Source organism: Burkholderia sp. F1 (assembly GCF_050813845.1).
Lineage (GTDB): Bacteria > Pseudomonadota > Gammaproteobacteria > Burkholderiales > Burkholderiaceae > Burkholderia > Burkholderia ubonensis.
On sequence record NZ_CP172421.1, the window covers coordinates 2,565,913 to 2,582,748 of the forward strand.

The 16,836-nt window shown below is 67.8% G+C and carries 17 protein-coding genes; 10 read left to right on the forward strand and 7 right to left on the reverse strand.

Annotation, left to right across the window (positions count from 1 at the left end):
- Positions 1 to 53 precede the first annotated feature (53 nt).
- Positions 54 to 1,070 carry a threonine/serine dehydratase gene (locus ACFIMZ_RS12135; protein ID WP_431819732.1) on the forward strand — a complete coding sequence of 339 codons (1,017 nt, stop codon included), beginning with the start codon at positions 54 to 56 and terminating at the stop codon, positions 1,068 to 1,070.
- Positions 1,071 to 1,551: 481 nt separating this feature from the next.
- On the forward strand, positions 1,552 to 1,977 hold the full coding sequence (locus ACFIMZ_RS12140; protein ID WP_431819733.1) for a DUF3574 domain-containing protein: 426 nt from the start codon (positions 1,552 to 1,554) through the stop codon (positions 1,975 to 1,977).
- Positions 1,978 to 2,040: 63 nt separating this feature from the next.
- Here the strand turns inward: ACFIMZ_RS12140 and ACFIMZ_RS12145 are convergent, their stop codons facing one another.
- Positions 2,041 to 4,563, reverse strand: a complete 2,523-nt coding sequence (locus ACFIMZ_RS12145) for a penicillin-binding protein 1A (RefSeq protein WP_431819734.1) — start codon at positions 4,561 to 4,563, stop codon at positions 2,041 to 2,043.
- Positions 4,564 to 4,715: 152 nt separating this feature from the next.
- Complete coding sequence (locus ACFIMZ_RS12150) at positions 4,716 to 4,838, reverse strand: hypothetical protein (RefSeq protein ID WP_431819735.1); 123 nt, start codon at positions 4,836 to 4,838, stop codon at positions 4,716 to 4,718.
- A 174-nt stretch (positions 4,839 to 5,012) separates the two neighbouring features.
- Between ACFIMZ_RS12150 and ACFIMZ_RS12155 the strand changes: the two genes are divergently transcribed.
- From ACFIMZ_RS12155 to ACFIMZ_RS12170, 4 genes are all read left to right on the forward strand, one after another.
- Positions 5,013 to 5,693, forward strand: a complete 681-nt coding sequence (locus ACFIMZ_RS12155) for a PspA/IM30 family protein (protein ID WP_431819736.1) — start codon at positions 5,013 to 5,015, stop codon at positions 5,691 to 5,693.
- A 76-nt stretch (positions 5,694 to 5,769) separates the two neighbouring features.
- Positions 5,770 to 6,948 (forward strand): tetratricopeptide repeat protein, encoded by a 1,179-nt coding sequence (locus tag ACFIMZ_RS12160; protein ID WP_431819737.1) that lies wholly within the window; start codon positions 5,770 to 5,772, stop codon positions 6,946 to 6,948.
- A gap of 225 nt (positions 6,949 to 7,173) precedes the next feature.
- A complete protein-coding gene (mscL, locus tag ACFIMZ_RS12165; protein ID WP_010092114.1) occupies positions 7,174 to 7,605 on the forward strand; it encodes a large conductance mechanosensitive channel protein MscL in 432 nt (143 codons plus the stop codon).
- 336 nt (positions 7,606 to 7,941) lie between these two features.
- Positions 7,942 to 8,388: a hypothetical protein gene (locus ACFIMZ_RS12170; protein ID WP_010092113.1), complete on the forward strand. Its 447-nt coding sequence runs from the start codon at positions 7,942 to 7,944 to the stop codon at positions 8,386 to 8,388.
- A gap of 61 nt (positions 8,389 to 8,449) precedes the next feature.
- Here ACFIMZ_RS12170 and ACFIMZ_RS12175 read toward each other — a convergent pair whose 3' ends face one another.
- On the reverse strand, positions 8,450 to 9,355 hold the full coding sequence (locus ACFIMZ_RS12175; protein WP_431819738.1) for an NAD(P)-dependent oxidoreductase: 906 nt from the start codon (positions 9,353 to 9,355) through the stop codon (positions 8,450 to 8,452).
- Between the two features lie 135 nt (positions 9,356 to 9,490).
- Between ACFIMZ_RS12175 and ACFIMZ_RS12180 the strand changes: the two genes are divergently transcribed.
- Complete coding sequence (locus tag ACFIMZ_RS12180; protein WP_042584258.1) at positions 9,491 to 9,700, forward strand: dodecin; 210 nt, start codon at positions 9,491 to 9,493, stop codon at positions 9,698 to 9,700.
- 205 nt (positions 9,701 to 9,905) lie between these two features.
- On the forward strand, positions 9,906 to 10,835 hold the full coding sequence (locus ACFIMZ_RS12185) for a LysR substrate-binding domain-containing protein (RefSeq protein ID WP_010092110.1): 930 nt from the start codon (positions 9,906 to 9,908) through the stop codon (positions 10,833 to 10,835).
- A 72-nt stretch (positions 10,836 to 10,907) separates the two neighbouring features.
- Here ACFIMZ_RS12185 and ACFIMZ_RS12190 read toward each other — a convergent pair whose 3' ends face one another.
- Positions 10,908 to 12,326: an 8-oxoguanine deaminase gene (locus ACFIMZ_RS12190; RefSeq protein WP_431819739.1), complete on the reverse strand. Its 1,419-nt coding sequence runs from the start codon at positions 12,324 to 12,326 to the stop codon at positions 10,908 to 10,910.
- A gap of 513 nt (positions 12,327 to 12,839) precedes the next feature.
- On the opposite strand from ACFIMZ_RS12190, the gene uraH reads away from it, so the two are divergent.
- Both uraH and ACFIMZ_RS12200 read left to right on the forward strand, forming a co-directional pair.
- Complete coding sequence (uraH, locus tag ACFIMZ_RS12195) at positions 12,840 to 13,193, forward strand: hydroxyisourate hydrolase (protein WP_010092108.1); 354 nt, start codon at positions 12,840 to 12,842, stop codon at positions 13,191 to 13,193.
- Between the two features lie 53 nt (positions 13,194 to 13,246).
- Positions 13,247 to 14,440, forward strand: a complete 1,194-nt coding sequence (locus tag ACFIMZ_RS12200; RefSeq protein WP_431819740.1) for a urate hydroxylase PuuD — start codon at positions 13,247 to 13,249, stop codon at positions 14,438 to 14,440.
- A 203-nt stretch (positions 14,441 to 14,643) separates the two neighbouring features.
- On the opposite strand, the gene ACFIMZ_RS12205 is transcribed toward ACFIMZ_RS12200, so the two are convergent.
- The 3 genes from ACFIMZ_RS12205 to alc all read right to left on the reverse strand — a co-directional run bounded on the left by ACFIMZ_RS12205 (position 14,644) and on the right by alc (position 16,830).
- Positions 14,644 to 15,054 carry an ACT domain-containing protein gene (locus ACFIMZ_RS12205; RefSeq protein WP_431822484.1) on the reverse strand — a complete coding sequence of 137 codons (411 nt, stop codon included), beginning with the start codon at positions 15,052 to 15,054 and terminating at the stop codon, positions 14,644 to 14,646.
- Positions 15,055 to 15,307: 253 nt separating this feature from the next.
- Complete coding sequence (locus ACFIMZ_RS12210) at positions 15,308 to 15,820, reverse strand: ureidoglycolate lyase (RefSeq protein WP_431819741.1); 513 nt, start codon at positions 15,818 to 15,820, stop codon at positions 15,308 to 15,310.
- Complete coding sequence (gene alc, locus ACFIMZ_RS12215) at positions 15,817 to 16,830, reverse strand: allantoicase (RefSeq protein ID WP_431819742.1); 1,014 nt, start codon at positions 16,828 to 16,830, stop codon at positions 15,817 to 15,819. Before alc ends, ACFIMZ_RS12210 begins: the two co-directional genes overlap by 4 nt.
- Between the last annotated feature and the right edge of the window lie 6 nt (positions 16,831 to 16,836).

Sequence of the window (16,836 nt, forward strand, 5' to 3'; positions counted from 1 at the left end):
CCACGCCGGCTCGCGTGGGCGGGCCGGCCCTCCTCCCTCCCACACGCCAGGCCATGTCGACTACACAACAGGGCACCGCCCACACGATCGACGGCGAGCCGATCCCGACGCTCGACGAAATCGCCGCGCAGCACTTCGCGCTGTCGCCGTGGGTCTCGCGCACGCCGGTGTTCGAGCGCGCCGACCTGCCTTCGCTCGAAGGCACGCACGTCAACTTCAAGTTCGAGCTGCTGCAGGCCAGCGGCAGCTTCAAGGCGCGCGGCGCGTTCACGCACCTGCTCGCGCTCGACGAGGCGCGCCGCAATGCCGGGGTCACCTGCGTGTCGGCCGGCAACCATGCGGCGGCGGTCGCGTATGCGGCGATGCGGCTCGGCAGCAGCGCGAAGGTCGTGATGTTCCATACCGCGAGCCCGACGCGCATCGCGCAATGCAAGCAGTACCGCGCGGAGGTCGTGCTCGCGGCAAGCGCGTCGCAGGCGTTCGATCTCGTGCGCCGGATCGAGGCCGAGGAAGGCCGCTTCTTCATCCATCCGTTCAACGGCTATCACACGATCCTCGGCACCGCGACGCTCGGCTACGAATGGGCGACGCAGACGCCCGACCTCGACGCGGTGATCGTGCCGATCGGCGGCGGCGGGCTCGCGGCCGGCGTGTCGACCGCGCTGCGGCTCGCGAATCCGCGCGTGCACGTGTATGGCGTCGAGCCTGAGGGCGCCGACGCGATGAGCCGCAGCTTCGCGGCCAACCACACGGTCAAGATGGCCGCGATGCACACGATCGCCGATTCGCTGATGGCGCCGCATACCGAGGAATACAGCTACCAGCTGTGCCGCCGGCACATCGACAGCATCGTCACCGTCTCCGACGACGCGCTGCGCACGGCAATGCTGTACCTGTTCTCGCACCTGAAGGTCGCCGTCGAGCCGGCCTGCGCGGCGGCGATGGCCGCCCTGCTCGGCCCGCTGCGCGAAACGCTGCAGGGCAAGCGGGTCGGCGTGCTGCTGTCGGGCACCAACACCGACCCGGTCACGCTCGGCATGCACCTCGCACATGCAAAACTGCTGCGCTGACGCCGCGCGAGGTTATCCACGGTTCGTGTTGAAGAGCCTGTTGAAAAGTTTCTGGAAACTGCGCCAACGCGTTGATCGGACAGGGCTTTCCCCGCGCGATGCGGTTTGCGGCAGCGGCCGGGCGCAGCCCGTCGCGCAGATTAGGGTTATCCCCAGTTTTTGTTGACAGGACTGTGGAGAACTTGCCGGAAAGCGCCCCAAGCCATTGTTTTTATTAAACAAACAAACATCGCCCCCGGGCACGCCGCAGATTGGGCAATGTTCGCCGTCACCGCAGGTTATCCACAATTTCTGTTGACAGGCATGTTGATAAGGGCGGGATCGGCGCGCCAAGTCGTTGATGCACAAGGGTTCGTGCGGCGCGCCCGCGACGCGGGCCGCCACCGCGGCCCGCCTTCCTCCCGATATTTCAGCCAGCTTGGAATCCGCGTTCGACCGTGACAGACTCGCGAGCATTGCGCGCCCAACAAAGGACACCTGCATGCGCTTCCTGTCGACCGGCCTCGTATTCGGCATCGCCCTGCTATCCGGCTGCGCGGCCACGCAACCGCCGGCCGCGGGCGAACCGGCGTTCTGCGCGCAGGCTGGGGGCAGCCGCCAGTTGCAGGCCGACCTGCTGTTCGGACGCGACATCGCGGGGCGCGGCCCCGTCACCGACGCCGAACGCGCCGCCTTCCTCTCCGACGTCGTCACACCGCGCTTCCCGGACGGCTTCACGTCATGGGATACCCGCGGCCAGTGGCGCGACCGCGCGACCGGCCGGATCACGCGGGAAGACAGCTTCGTCGTGCGCATCGTCGCCGGCGACACGCTCGAGCGTCTGTCGGCGATCCGCCGTGCGTACGTCGAGCGGTTCAAGCAGGACGCGGTCGGCATGACGCTTGCGCCGACCTGCGCGTCGTTCTGACTCGCGGCCCCCAAAAAAACGGGCGCCCGCAGGCGCCCGTCGATTCGCTAAGCCGCTACCGCATCAGGGCTTGTTGCTTTCGAACATGTCCATGATCTGCTGCTTCTCCTGCGCGGTCACCGGCGGCGGCGCCAGGCCCGCCGCGCCGGCCGAGCCGAGCGCGTCGTTCGCGCTCATCGCATTGGCCGCCGGGTTGATGTCGACGCTCGCGACGAAGCCGGCGCCCGGCGTGCGATCCGCGTAGTACAGCTCGCCGTCGATCGTCGTCAGCCCGTCGGGCATCGGCATCGGCTGCTCGGGCACGCCCTGCAGCGCGGTGCGCATGTAGCCCACCCAGATCGGCAGCGCGAGCTGCGCGCCGAATTCGCGGCTGCCGAGGCTCTTCGGCTGGTCGAAGCCCATCCACGCGACCGCGACGAGCGACTGCTGATAGCCGGCGAACCAGCCGTCTTTCGCGTCGTTGGTCGTACCCGTCTTGCCCTGCAGGTCGCCGCGACCCAGCACGTTGGAGCCGGCGCCCGTGCCGGCCGTCGCGACCGTGTGCAGCAGGCTGTTCATCACGTACGCGTTGCGGCCTTCGATCGTGCGCGGCGCGGTGCCGCCGGCGATCACCGGCTGCGCCTTCTGCAGCGGCTGGCCGCGCGCGTCGTCGACTTCGGCGATCAGGTACGGGTCGACCTTGTAGCCGCCGTTCGCGAACACCGCGTAGCCGGTCGCGAGCTGCAGCGGCGTGACGAGCCCCGCGCCGAGCGCCATCGGCAGATACGGCGGCGTCTTCGCCGGATCGAAGCCGAAGCGCTGCGTCACATACTCCTGCGCGTACTGCGTGCCGATCGACGCGAGAATGCGGATCGACACGAGGTTCTTCGAACGCTGCAGGCCGGTGCGCATCGACATCGGGCCATCCGGCTGGTCGTCGTCCTTCGGCTCCCATGCGGTGCCGCCCGGCACGCTCGGCGGGAAGTACAGCGGTGCGTCGTTGATGATCGTCGCCGGTCCGAGCCCCTTGTCGAGCGACGCCGAGTAGACGAACGGCTTGAACGACGAGCCCGGCTGACGCCATGCCTGCGTGACGTGGTTGAACTTGCTCTTGTTGTAGTCGAAGCCGCCGACGAGCGAGCGGATCGCGCCGTCCTGCGGCGCGATCGCGACGAGCGCGCCCTCGACCTGCGGCAGCTGCACGACCTGCCAGCCCGTCTTCGCTTCCTTCAGCACGCGCACGATCGAACCGGGCTTGATCTTCAGCGCGCTGTTCGCGCGCGGCCCGAGCGCCGCCGCGACGAAGCGCAGCCCGCCCGCGCCGATCGTCGTCGTCGCGCCGCCGACGAACTGCACCTCGACCGCGTTCGGCGCGGCGGCCAGCACCACCGCCGACTGCAGGTCGCCGTTGTCCGGGTGGTCGGCGAGCGCGTCGTCGATCGCCTCGTCGCGATCGTCGCCGGCCGCCGGCAGCGTGATGAAGCCTTCCGGCCCGCGATAGCCGTGGCGGCGCTCGTAATCGAGAATGCCGCGCCGCACCGCCTGGTACGCCGCTTCCTGGTCCGCCGCATTGATCGTCGTCGTGACCGTCAGGCCGCGCGTATACGTCTCGTCCTTGTACTGCGCGTACATCATCTGCCGCACCATCTCGGCGACGTACTCGCCGTGCACCGCGTACTGGTTACCCGGCGTGCGCACGTGGATCTCTTCCTTGAGCGCCTGGTCGTACTGCGGCTGCGTGATGTAGCCGACCTCGAGCATCCGCTTCAGGATGTATTGCTGGCGCACCTTCGCGCGCTTCGGATTGACGACCGGGTTGTACGCGGACGGCGCCTTCGGCAGGCCCGCCAGCATCGCGGCTTCCGCGAGCGTGATGTCCTTCAGGTCCTTGCCGAAGTACACGCGCGCGGCCGCGGCGAAGCCGTACGAACGCTGGCCGAGGTAGATCTGGTTCATGTACAGCTCGAGGATCTGGTCCTTCGTCAGGGCCTTCTCGATCTTGTACGCGAGCAGCATTTCGTAGATCTTGCGCGTGTAGGTCTTCTCGCTCGACAGGAAGAAGTTGCGCGCGACCTGCATCGTGATCGTGCTCGCGCCCTGGCGCGCGCCGCCGTGCATCAGGTCGGCGACGCCGGCGCGCAGGATGCCGAGGAAGTCGACGCCGCCGTGTTCGTAGAAGCGGTAGTCCTCGATCGCGAGCACCGCCTTCTTCATCACGTCGGGAATCTCCTGGAAGCGCACGAGGCTGCGGCGCTCCTCGCCGAATTCGCCGATCAGCACGTGATCGGCGGTGTAGACGCGCAGCGGCACCTTCGGCTGGTAGTTCGTCAGCGCATCGAGCGACGGCAGCTGCGGCGCCATCACGACGAGCGCATAGCCGACGATCAGCGCGCCGACGACGGCCAGCGTGGCGAACAGGCCGACGAACCACAGCGCGACGCGCGAGCGGAACGAGCGGCGGCCCCCGCCGCCGCCATCATGCGACCCGCCGCTGTGCGCATCGCGGTCGTCGTCATCGGTGTAATAGGCTCCCGCAGGCGAACGGCGCAGCGTGTAGTGAGGTTCGTTCTTGGCGGGAGGAGAAGGCGGTCGTTTGATAATTGGCATGTCGGAATGGCGGGCGCGCATCGCGCCCTCGGACGCATGCGGAATGCAAGCGGATGAATCGAGAGAGAGTGCATCGTGACACATTCGTCACGTCGACAGACCGCGTCGCGCGGCGATCCGTTCCCGCGACGTGACAGCGCATTTTAATGAAATCAATCGATTAGCTTCGCGATTTTTTGTAAAAATTCCCGTGCCGCGGCGCTGCGCGCGTCTTTTTGCCCGCCCGCCCGGCCTATCATGAACACGAAAACCCGCGCATCCGAGCTTTCAATCATGAAAGACTCGGCGCGCGGTTTCCCGGCTCGGCATTCGCAGCGCTTGAACTTGCGCGCTTAAGCCGTATTTAAGTGATCCGGTGGTGTAATATTCGCCGGCAATCGCGGGCCGGACCCGGCACCGCCGAGGGTCACGCCGCCACGACGCGGCGCCTTTCACACACGGAGGATTTCATGTCGCTTTTCGACTCTATTTCGCGCACGCTCAAGGGCTTGCTGAACGACACGGCCGACTCGGTGCAGGACCCGTCGCGCGACGCACGGCAGATCGTGCGAGAGCTCGACGACAGCATCGGCCGCGCCGAGAACTCGCTGATCGAGATCGAGGCGCAGGTCGCGACCCAGCGCAGCAAGCGCGATGCGGCCGACGACAAGGTGAAGAAGTACGAGGACGGCGCCAAGCGCGCGCTGCAGTCGGGCGACGAGTCGCTCGCGCGCGAGGCGCTCGGTGCGCAGGCGAATGCCGAGGCGGAGCGCGACGCGCTCGCCGCGGAACTCGCGACGCTCGAGCCGTCGGTCGACAAGCTGAAGGGGCAGATCGCCGAGATGCGCCAGCGCCGCAACGACCTGAACGCCCGCTCGAACATCCTGCAGGCGAAGCAGGAAATCGCGCAGGCGAAGGACGTCGCGGCCACCGCGCTCGGCGGGATCGGCGGCAAGAACCTGTCGGAAGATTTCCAGAAGCTCGAGGACAAGGTCGCGCTGCAGAACGCGCGCTCGGACGCCCGCCTCAATTCGGCCGACACGTCGAGCGGCAAGGCGCTCGACGACAAGCTCGCCGCGCTGAACAAGGGCCCGTCGGTCGAGGATCGACTCGCCGCACTGAAGAAGCAGCTCGATACGCCCGCGCAGTAACCGGCGCGCGCCGCCCCGGGTTCCGGCGCGGCGCGCATCGATCGTCAGGAGACGGGCGCACGCGCCCGGTTCGATCATGAAGAAATCCCTCGCCGCTCTCGGCTTCGCGCTGCTGACGCTGTCGTCCGCCGCGTTCGCGGTACCGTCGCTGCAGCAGATCGAGCAGTCGATCGCGCAGCGCGACTGGCAGCGCGCCGACACGCAGCTGTCGCAAGTCATCGATGCGCATCCGAACAACGCGCACGCGCACTATCTGTATGCACAGGTGCTCGATCGCGAAGGCCGCGCGTCCGACGCGCTCGCGCAGCTGCAACGCGCGAAGACGCTCGATCCGCAGCTGCGGTTCACCGATCCTTCGCGCTTCGCGCAGACGGAAGCGCGCCTCCGCGCGGACGCCGGCCGCGTGAGCAACGCGCCGTCGGCAAGCGCCCGGAGCGGCACGCTGCAGTCGTCGCTCGCGCCCGCCGCGGCGCCCGCCGAAAAGCACGGGCCGTCGGTCGGCATGTGGATCGGCCTTGGCCTGATCGTCGCGGTGATCGCGCTGGTGCTGCGCTGGACGCTGCGGCGCGCGCGCTCGGCCGGCGACACGCGCGCCGACGACGAACGCCGCGCGCAGTTGAAGCGCGCGACCGACGTGCTCAACGACATCCGCCCGCTCAAGCTCGACGCGCGCCTGTCGACGGCGCCGGGCGCCGCCGCGCTGACGAGCGAGCTCGAGGGGATCGAGACCGATGCACGCGAACTCGTCGAAGCGCTGTCGAACGGCAAGAACCCGGTGCCGTCGTACCGCGTCGACGAGCTCGAGAAACGCCACGCGAGCGTGAAGGCCCGCGTCGAAGGCCGGCCCGATCCGGCTGCGCCGGCGAGCGCGCCGGCCGGCGGCAGCGGCTCGGTGTTCGCGCAGGAAGCGGACCGCCTGAGCGGCGCGCAGGGCCAGCCCTACCCGCCGCAGCAGGTTCCGCCGCAGTATCCGCCGCAGCAGCAACCGCCCGTCGTGATCCAGCAAGGTGGCGGCGGCTTCGGCGGCGGCATGGGCGGACTCTTGACCGGCGTGCTGCTCGGACAGGCGATGTCGGGCGGCCGCGACCGCGTGATCGAACGCGACGTGATCGTCGACGACGAGCACCGCCGGCGCGATGCCGATCAGGGCTTCGACCTCGGCCGCGGCGACGACACGAACTGGGACAACGGCAGTAGCGGCAGCAGCGGCGGCGTCGATCTCGGCAGCAACGACGACGGCTGGACGGACACCTGATCGTCTCGGTTCGGACGCTGCCGCATCGCGCGTCAGCGTCCCGCGCGGGCGGGCTCCGGCCTTGCGGAGCGCGCCCGCCGCGCCGATTTGTCAATCATTTCAAGATGGGCTATCGGCAATGGGGCACGTTCGCTATCATGCGGCCATCGGCGTGCCACCGACCCTGAATTCGACGCAACGCGTCGCGGCACGCCTTCCTTTGCCCCAACCAGGAGAAAGCCGCTCATGAGCATCATCAAGGAATTCAAGGAGTTCGCCGTCAAGGGCAACGTGATGGATCTCGCCGTCGGCGTGATCATCGGCGGCGCGTTCTCGAAGATCGTCGACTCGATCGTGAAGGACCTGATCATGCCGGTCATCGGCGTCCTGACGGGCGGCCTGGATTTCTCGAACAAGTTCGTACTGCTCGGCACGATCCCGCCGTCGTTCAAGGGTAATCCCGATTCGTTCAAGGACCTGCAGGCCGCGGGCGTCGCGGCGTTCGGCTACGGTTCGTTCATCACCGTGCTGATCAACTTCATCATCCTCGCGTTCATCATTTTCCTGATGGTGAAATTCATCAACAAGCTGCGCAAGCCCGCGGAAGCCGCGCCGGCCGCGACGCCGGAAGACATCGTGCTGCTGCGCGAGATCCGCGATTCGCTCAAGCAGCGCTGAGCAACCGCTCGCCGTCGTCAGCCAGGCCCGCCGCGTGCGGGCCTTTTTGTTGCCGCGCCCCATGCGGGACGCCGCGCCGGCGCCTTGCATTTTTTTGTGACGAGCGGATGCACGCGCCGGGAAACCGGGTCTATCATGGAGACTAAACGACAGTACAGGCGCCAAGCGCTGACTGTGTCGATCGTGGCGAGCGGGTCGACGGGAGACATCGATCGTCGCACCGCACGAGCGCAGCATTTTCGTGTGCTATAAAGGATCGACATGCGGCGTACATAGCCGGGAGTGGGTCGCATGAAAATGCCGCATTTCTTGCAATTGTTTTTGAGGCGAGTGTTTATGTCCTTCCCGAAGAAACGTCGACGCGCGCAGCAGGACGGCCAGGAATCATTCCTCGCGGTATTGCGCCACTCGAAACCGTTCGCCCAGCTCGACACCAAGATCGCGCGCGCCCGCGCGCAGGACGAACCGGTGCTGTACGCGCATGTGCTTCCCGGCCTGGACGTGCTCCTGTGCAGCGTGCGCGGCGCGCAGCCGCCGTACCCGGCGATCGCCGAACTGCGCAAGCGCTGCATCGAGTCGATCGCCAACGCGCTCGAACAGCCGCTCGACGGCCTCGAAAACGGCGGCTACTGGTACGAATCCAATGGCTTCGGCTTCCTCGTGTTCGCGAGCCGCGCGCGTGCGCGCATCCTGCCCGAATTTGGTGCAGGCGCGAAAGCGAGCCTGCGCAGCGGGCTCGGTCGACAGAACGCCGGGGACACGACGCCCCGCTCTCTCGGCTGATTCAACGCCGGTTTTTGATGGGCCGCCTCCGCGCGGCCCATCTGCCATTCATGCGTCGCCGTCACGCCTGCCGGCGCCCGTTCCCCGGCCTGACGATATCGATGAACGCGGCGAAGTCCGCGTCGGCGAGCCCCATCGCCGCGCCGAGCCGCAGCACCTGCTGTACGGTGGCCGACACCGGCATCACCGCGCCCGTGTCGCGCGCCGCGTCGGCAATCGTGTCGACGTCCTTCTGAAACGTGCCGAGCGCGCCGATCGGCGGATGGCCGCCCCGCGCGTGTCCGCCCGAGGTCATGCGCGGCACGAACGTCTGCAGCAGCACCGAATCCGCCCAGCCGCCGGCAAGCGCTTGCGCGAGGCGCGCGGCGTCGATGCCGCTCGCCTGCGCGAGACCCACCGCCTCGGCGATCGCGGTGACGGTCGCGGTGACGATCGCCTGGTTGCACAGCTTCGCGGTCTGGCCCGCGCCCGCGTCGCCCATGTGCGTGATGCGCGCGGCGTACGCATCGATCAGCGGCCGCACCGCATCGAGATCCTCCGCCCGGCCGCCCGCCATCACCGCAAGCGTGCCGGCCTGCGCGCCGGGCACGCCGCCCGACACCGGCGCGTCGACCCAGCCGACGCCGAGGTCCGCCGCGCGCTTCGCATAATCGCGCGTCACGCCGGGCGGAATGCTCGAGTGGTCGACGATGCGCCGCACGCAGCGCGCCGCCGCGTCGCCGGACAGCAGGCCGTCCGGGCCGAACACGACGTCGCCGACCGCGCGCGCGTCCAGCACGCACAACAGCACCGTTTCGACCTGCTCCGCCAGCGCGCGCGGCGTATCGACGACCTGCGCGCCGGCGGCCGCGAGCGCCTCCGATTTCGCGCGCGTGCGATTCCACACGCCGACGCGGTGGCCTGCCGCCAGCAGATGCCGAATCATCGGCGCGCCCATCAGTCCCGGTCCGCAAAATCCGACTTCCACGATGCGCCTCGTCTCCGATATGGGTTGAACTTGCCGCCCATCATACCTATCACTCAAGAAGCCGGGCGCATTCCGCACGTGGCTGCGCTTGTGCGCTGCGCCCGCGGCGGAACCCGACACGACAGGGAGCGCATCATGAGCGACCACATTTATAAGCTGATCGAACTGACCGGCTCGTCGCGGGAGTCGAGCGACGACGCGATCCGCAATGCCATCGCGAAAGCCGCGGCGACGCTGCATAACCTGCACTGGTTCCAGGTGACCGAGACGCGCGGCCACATCGAAGGCAACCAGGTGATTCACTGGCAGGTGACGCTGAAAGTCGGCCTGCGCATCGACGACTGACGCGCGAGCGCCGCGTCACGCTTCATGCCCCGGATGCGCGCTCCGCGCATCCGCGCACCCTTCGTGCGCCCCACGCCTGCCGCGGTCGCTGCCGTGCCGGCGGCCCCGTGCGGGTATCCATCGCTTGACGCTCTTTTTCGTTCATATTAAAAACCATATACCCCATCCCCCCCTCGATCAGCCCGGGCATATAAACGGAGAAATCATGAGTCAGCAACGCGAGGCGATCGACACGTACCTCTTGCGCGTCTTGCACACCTTGTTGATGGAGCGCAGCGTCACGCGCGCGGCCGTCAAACTGAACCAGTCGCAACCGGCGATCAGCGCCGCGCTGCGGCGCCTGCGCGACATCACCGGCGACCCGCTGCTCGTGCGCGGCAAGTCCGGCATGGTGCCGACCGAATACGGGCTGCGCCTGCTGGAGCCCGTGCAGAACGCGCTGCGCGAGATCGAGCGGATCAAGTTCCAGCAGCACAGCTTCGATCCGGCGACGTCGATCCGCTGCTACCGGATCGGCTGTCCCGACTACCTGAACGTACTGTTCGTGCCGACCGTCGTCGAGCGCTTCCGCCAGGCCGCGCCGAACGCGACGCTCGAGTTCCACTCGCTCGGCCCCGCATTCGACTACGAGCTCGCGCTCGAGGACGGCAAGCTCGACATCGTGGTCGGCAACTGGCCGGAGCCGCCGGAGCAGCTGCATCTGTCGAACCTGTTCGTCGACGAGATCGTCTGCCTGATGAGCAACACGCATCCGTTCGCGAAGCGCGGCGGCCTCACGCTCGACCAGTACCTGAACGCGCCGCACCTTGCGCCGACGCCCTACTCGGTCGGCCAGCGCGGCGCAATCGACGTGCACCTCGCGCGCGAGCGGCTGAAGCGCCACGTGGTCGTCACGCTGCCGTACTTCAACCTCGCGCCGTACGTGCTCGTGAAGTCCGACCTGATCTTCACGACGACGCGCCTGTTCGCCGATCACTACGCGAAATTCCTGCCGCTGTCGGTCGTGCCGGCGCCGCTCGATTTCCCGCCGATGCAGTACTACCAGCTCTGGCACGAACGCTGCCATTACTCCGACGAAGTGCGCTGGCTGCGCGGCCTCGTCGCCGAGGCCACCCGCACGCTGATCGAGGCGTAACGGCAGGCGCGCGCCGCCGCCGGCCCGCCGCCGCGCACCATGACCGGCGCGTGGCGACGGCAAGCCGCGGCGTCAGCGCGACGCCTCGACGAGCGCCCGCGCGAGCGCGTTGTGGCGCGCGATGACGGGCGGCAGATCGAGCGTCGCCAGGCGCCCTTCGCGCACGACGACCTTGCCGTTCACGACCGTATACGCTGTCTGCGACGGCGCGCAGAACACCAGCGCCGCGACCGGATCGTGCAGCGCCCCGGCAAACAGTGGCTGGCGCAGGTCGAACGCGGCGAAGTCGGCCGCCATCCCCGGCGCGAGCGCGCCGATGTCGTCGCGGTTCAGCACCTTCGCGCCGCCCAGCGTCGCGATCTCGAGCGCCTCGCGCGCGGTCATCGCATCCGGCCCGAAGCCGACGCGCTGCAGCAGCAGCGCCTGGCGCACTTCCGCGACCATCTGCGCGCCGTCGTTGGACGCCGAACCGTCGACCCCGAGCCCGACCGGCACGCCCGCGAGCCGCATCTTCTTCACCGGCGCGATGCCGGACGCGAGCCGCATGTTCGAGCACGGACAGTGCGCGACGCCCGTGCCGGTGCGCGCGAACAGGCCGATGCCCGCGTCGTCGAGCTGCACGCAGTGCGCATGCCACACGTCGTGCCCGACCCAGCCGAGATCCTCCGCGTATTCGGCCGGCGTCATCCCGAACTTCTCGCGGCTGTACGCGATGTCGTTGACGTTTTCCGCAAGGTGGGTGTGCAGCGACACCCCGTACTCGCGCGCGAGCACGGCGGCATCGCGCATCAGCTCGCGGCTCACCGAGAACGGCGAGCACGGCGCGACGACCACGCGCAGCATCGCGTAGCGCCCTTCGTCGTGGTAGGTCTCGATCAGCCGCTGCGCGTCGCGCAGGATGTCCGGCTCGCGCTCGACGACCGAGTCGGGCGGCAGGCCGCCGTCGCGCTGGCCGACGCTCATCGCGCCGCGGCTCGCATGAAAGCGCATGCCGATCCGCTGCGCGGCCGCGATGCTGTCGTCGAGCCGGCTGCCGTTCGGGTAGATGTACAGATGATCGCTCGACGTCGTGCAGCCGGACTGCAGCAGCTCGGCCATCGCGGTCAGCGTCGACACCTCGATCATCTCCGGCGTCAGGTGCGCCCAGATCCGGTACAGGTTCGTCAGCCAGCCGAACAGCTCGGCGTTCTGCGCGGCCGGAATCGCGCGCGTCAGGCTCTGGTACATGTGGTGGTGCGTGTTCACGAGCCCCGGGATCACGAGGTGGCCGCGCAGGTCGAGCACCTCGTCGGCCGTGCCGGGCAGCTCGGCGCTCGGGCCGACCGCGACGATCCGGTTGTCTTCGATGTAGAGCCCCGCGTCGCGCAGCTCGCGGCGCGCGTCGTCCATGGTCACCAGCACGTCGGCGTGCTTGACCAGCAGGGTCTTCGGGCGGGATGGGGAATCGTGCGGCGCGCGGGCGGGCGCGCCGGAGTGCTGCTCGAGGTTCATGCGTTCTCCGCGTCGGTCTGCCCCAGGGCCGTTCCCGGGGCGGTCACAAAGCCGTTCGAACGCTGATTCGCGGCACGCCCGGTGCCTGCGTCCGTTCGAACGCCATGGCCCGGTTACCCGGCGTGCTCGCCGTCTTCGGGGTGCGCGCCGGCCGAAGCCGACGCGCACGGCGGGAGGATCGCGCAAGCGCGTGCGGCACACAATGCGCGATCCCGAATAGCCGAGTTCACGGTTCCGATATGGTACGCGCGCGGCCGGTGCGCGGAGGCGTCCGGCCGCGCGCGGGACGGCGCTGGGACGGTGCATTTCGCGCCGTCGACAGTGGCTCATGCGCGGCGCATTATCTTTGCTATCGCTCGCGGTTTTGCATGGCGAACCTTCTTAGAATGCCTGCACGGCGCTCGCTTCAACTCGCCGACGGGTATGTAGCCACGTGACGTGGAGCCTCGATCCGCCGCACAGACATTGGATCGGGCCGCCGCCGAACCTCGCATTCACACAAGGACGCAACGAATGGGAAAGCTCACTACCCACGTACTCGATACGGCGCACGGTCGTCCCGGCGCCGCGCTCAAGGTGGACCTCTACGCGCTGGACGGCGAATCGCGCCGTGCGATCAAGACCGTGCTGACCAATAGCGACGGCCGCTGCGACGCGCCGCTGCTCGAAGGCGACGCGCTCGCCGCCGGCGAATACGAACTGGTGTTCCATGCCGGCGACTACTTCGCGTCGCTCGGCGTGAAGGTGCCCGAACCCCGTTTCGTCGATCGCGTCGTGCTGCGCTTCGGCATCGCCGACCCGGGCGCGCACTACCACGTGCCGCTGCTCGTGTCGCCGTGGTCGTACAGCACCTATCGCGGCAGCTGACACACGTATCGGCCGCCCGCAACAAGACAACGATCTGAGTCTGGAGGAGTTTCATGGAAGGCTTCATCACCGACTGGCTGAACCTCGCGCTGCGATGGCTGCACGTCATCGTCGCCATCGCGTGGATCGGCGAGTCCTTCTATTTCGTCGCGCTCGACAACAGCCTGAAACCGCCGGTCGACCCGAACCAGCGCAAGCGCGGCGTGTTCGGCGAGCTGTGGCACGTCCACGGCGGCGGCTTCTACAACATGCAGAAGTACACGGTCGCGCCGCCCGAGATGCCTGAAGAGCTGCACTGGTCGAAGTGGCCGTCGTACACGACCTGGCTGTCGGGCTTCTCGCTGTTCTTCGTGCTGTACCTGCTCGCGCCGAACACGTACCTGATCGACAAGAACGTGCTCGACATGGGCCCGGTGGTCGCGGTCGCGTCCGCGCTCAGCTTCCTGATGGCCGGCTGGATCGTCTACGACTCGCTGTGCCGCCTGCTCGGCACCAACGACCGCGTGCTCGGCATCTGCGTCGGCATCTACGTGGTCGCCGCCGCATACCTCGCGTGCCACATCTTCGCGGGCCGCGCCGCGTACCTGATCGTCGGCGCGATGCTCGCGACGATCATGTCGGCGAACGTGTTCTTCGTGATCATCCCCGGCCAGCGCAAGATGGTCAACAAGATGCTCAAGGGCGAGGAGCCGAACCCGATCTACGGCAAGCGCGGCAAGCAGCGCTCGGTGCACAACACCTACTTCACGCTGCCCGTCGTGTTCGCGATGCTGTCGAACCACTACGCGATGACGTACGCGAACAAGTTCAACTGGGTCGTGCTCGTGCTGATCATGCTGGCCGGCGCGCTGATCCGCCAGTTCTTCGTGATGCGTCACCGCGGCAAGCAGCTGTGGTACCTGCCGATCGGCGGCGTCGCGCTGCTGGCAGGCGCGCTGGCATGGACGACACCGAAGCCGGTCGCACCGGAAGCGCAGGCCGCGAACGCGCCGAAGGTCGTGATCAACGACATCATGCCGATCCTGCAGCAGCGCTGCGTCGAGTGCCACTCGGCCAAGCCGACGCTGATGGGCAGCGCGCCCGCCGGCGTGATGTTCGACACGCCGGACGAAGTGTCGAAGAACGCGCAGCGCATCTACGAGCAGGCCGTGCGCCTGAAGGCGATGCCGATCGGCAACGTCACGCACATGACCGACGACGAGCGCACCAGGCTCGCCGCGTGGTTCGAGGGCGGCGCGGCGAAGTAAGCCGCTGCGCAGCGCCTGCCCCCGGGCCCTCGGCGCAAGTCCTCTCCGTTCGCGGGCCCGGTGACGGGCCCGTTTTTTTGTGCTTCGCGAATTTGCCGCGGGGTGATGGCGCTTGCCGATCCGTCGTCCGTCGACTCTCGCTTGACGATCGACAACGCCAGTTGCGGCATTCCAGGTATTCCTTCGATATGTGCACGGCATCGCTAACCGCGCTGCGCATCCCGCTGAAGTGCGGTTAGCACGTCGAGCGCTCGCGCGCCGTCATCGACCGGGACGAAGATATGGTCGTGGCACGCGGCCGCCATCACGTTGCAACTGATGCCGGCCGCGCCGAGCGCCTGCGCGAATGCGGCCGTCAACCCGACGGCCTGCAGGTCGGAATGCACGGTCAGCGTGATCCACGCGGCGCGAAACAGTACGGGCCAGCCGTGGCGCGCGGCCGTTTCCTCGCGGACGACGACGGTCAGCCCCTCTTCTTCGCGAAAAGTCGCGACCATTTCAGACAGCGGCACGTCAGCATCGTGCGGAAGCAACGCGAACACGTAAGCGCCGGGATGCAACTCGGGTTGCATCGTGCGCAGCAGGATGGCGAGGTCGGATTCGGGCTTGCTCATCGGGTGAGATTCGTCCTGAACGGACAATGTGATGAAGGCGATGCGGGCACGATAGCACGAGCGACGGCAACGGCTGCGGCGATGTCGGGTCGCGCGCCGGCGCATTGACAGTCTGGTGACGAGTCCGCCCCTTGCGTGGAATCAAAACGCCGCGCGACGCACAAAAAAGAAAAACCCGCGACAAGTCGCGGGTTCGTTCGGAAGCATCACCGGACGTTCGAGCCGTCCGGCCTCGCGCAATAGACGCGAACGCTCAGGCCGTCAGCGCAAGCAGCGCCTCCTCGGTCAGCCACAGCGATTCCTGCAGATCCTGTTCGTTCAGGTTCAGCCCGTCCCCGCCTCGATCGACGACGATGAAGTCGCTGACGTCGCCGAGCGCGATCAGCGGATGATGCCACACGCCCTTCGCGTAATTGACGCCCTGCCAGCCGCTCGTCACGAACGCACGAATCTGCGCCGGGTCGAGCTCGCCCGCGGGGCCGACGACGACGAGGTACGGCTTGTCGTTCAGCGGCACGAACGCCTGGCTGCCGAGCGGATGCCGCTCGAGCATCTTTACCTCGAACGGCAGCGCGCGCGGCTGGCCGCGAAACAGGTTGACGAGCGTACGGCCGCCTTCGTCGTCGACGTCGACCTTCGCGAGATCGTGGAAGCGGATCGTCGTGCCGAGGTTGATCGGGATCTGCTTCGCGCCCTCCGTCTCGATCACGTCGCCGAATGGCGCGAACGCTTCCCGGGTCAGCGGTTCGATGATGAGCGCCTTCATTTGTCGAGCGTCCCGAAGAGGCGCAGGCGCGACACGCCGCCGTCCGGAATGATGTTCAGGCGCACGTGCGTGACCGGGCCGAGCGACGCGACCTCGTGCTCGAAATAATGCTGCTTGTCCATCTGCAGCTTCTGCTCGCCGAGCAGCACCGGCCAGAACATCGACTGCGTGATCAGCGAGCTGTCGGTGCCGCCCGTCACGTACGCGGCCTGGATCGAGCAGCGGTCCGGATAGTTGCCCTTGAAGAATGCGGTGTCGACTTCGATCTTGCGGATCACGCCCGGCTGCGCGAGCGCGATGATCGCCCAGTCGTTGCCCGGCTCGCGGCGGCGGCGGGTTTCCCAGCCATCGCCCATGTTCACGCCGCGGCCCGGCAGCAGCAGGTTCGACGCGAGGCCAAAGTGCTGGTTGTTCGCGGCGACCGCGTAGCCGCCGTTTTCCGTCGCCGCGAGATCGAACAGCTCGGTCGCGCTCGCGCCGGCCCAGTCGAGCTGCGGCTGGCCGTACACGCGCAGGCGCGCGATGCCGCCGTCCGGGTAGATGTTCACGCGCAGGTGCGTGAACGCGCGCGCGTCGCTCGCCTCGACGTAGTGGTGGCTGTTGCCCTGCAGCGTCGTCGACGGCACGATCTCGACCCACTCGGTCGCCTGCGTCGGCGCGCCGTCGGCCACGTGCGCGGCCTCGATCGACGCGGCCGGCGGGAAGTTGCCGGTGAAGTGGCTCGTATCGATGTCGAAGCCCTTGATCACGCCCGGGCGCGCCAGCTTGACGATGCACCAGTCGTAACCGGTCGTGCGCTTGCGGCGCGTTTCCCAGCCGTCCATCCACTTGCCGTGGTCATCGTACTTGCCGGGGATGAACACCGCCGGCTCGGGGTTCAGCATGCGCTCCTTCGGCGCGAAGAAATCGTCGCTGGCCTCGAGCGCCTGCGCACCGAGACGCGGGTCGGCGAGGTTCACGTAGCGCCGCGTGAACTCGGGTGCATCGGGATCGAGAAGCGGGATTGCCATGGTGTG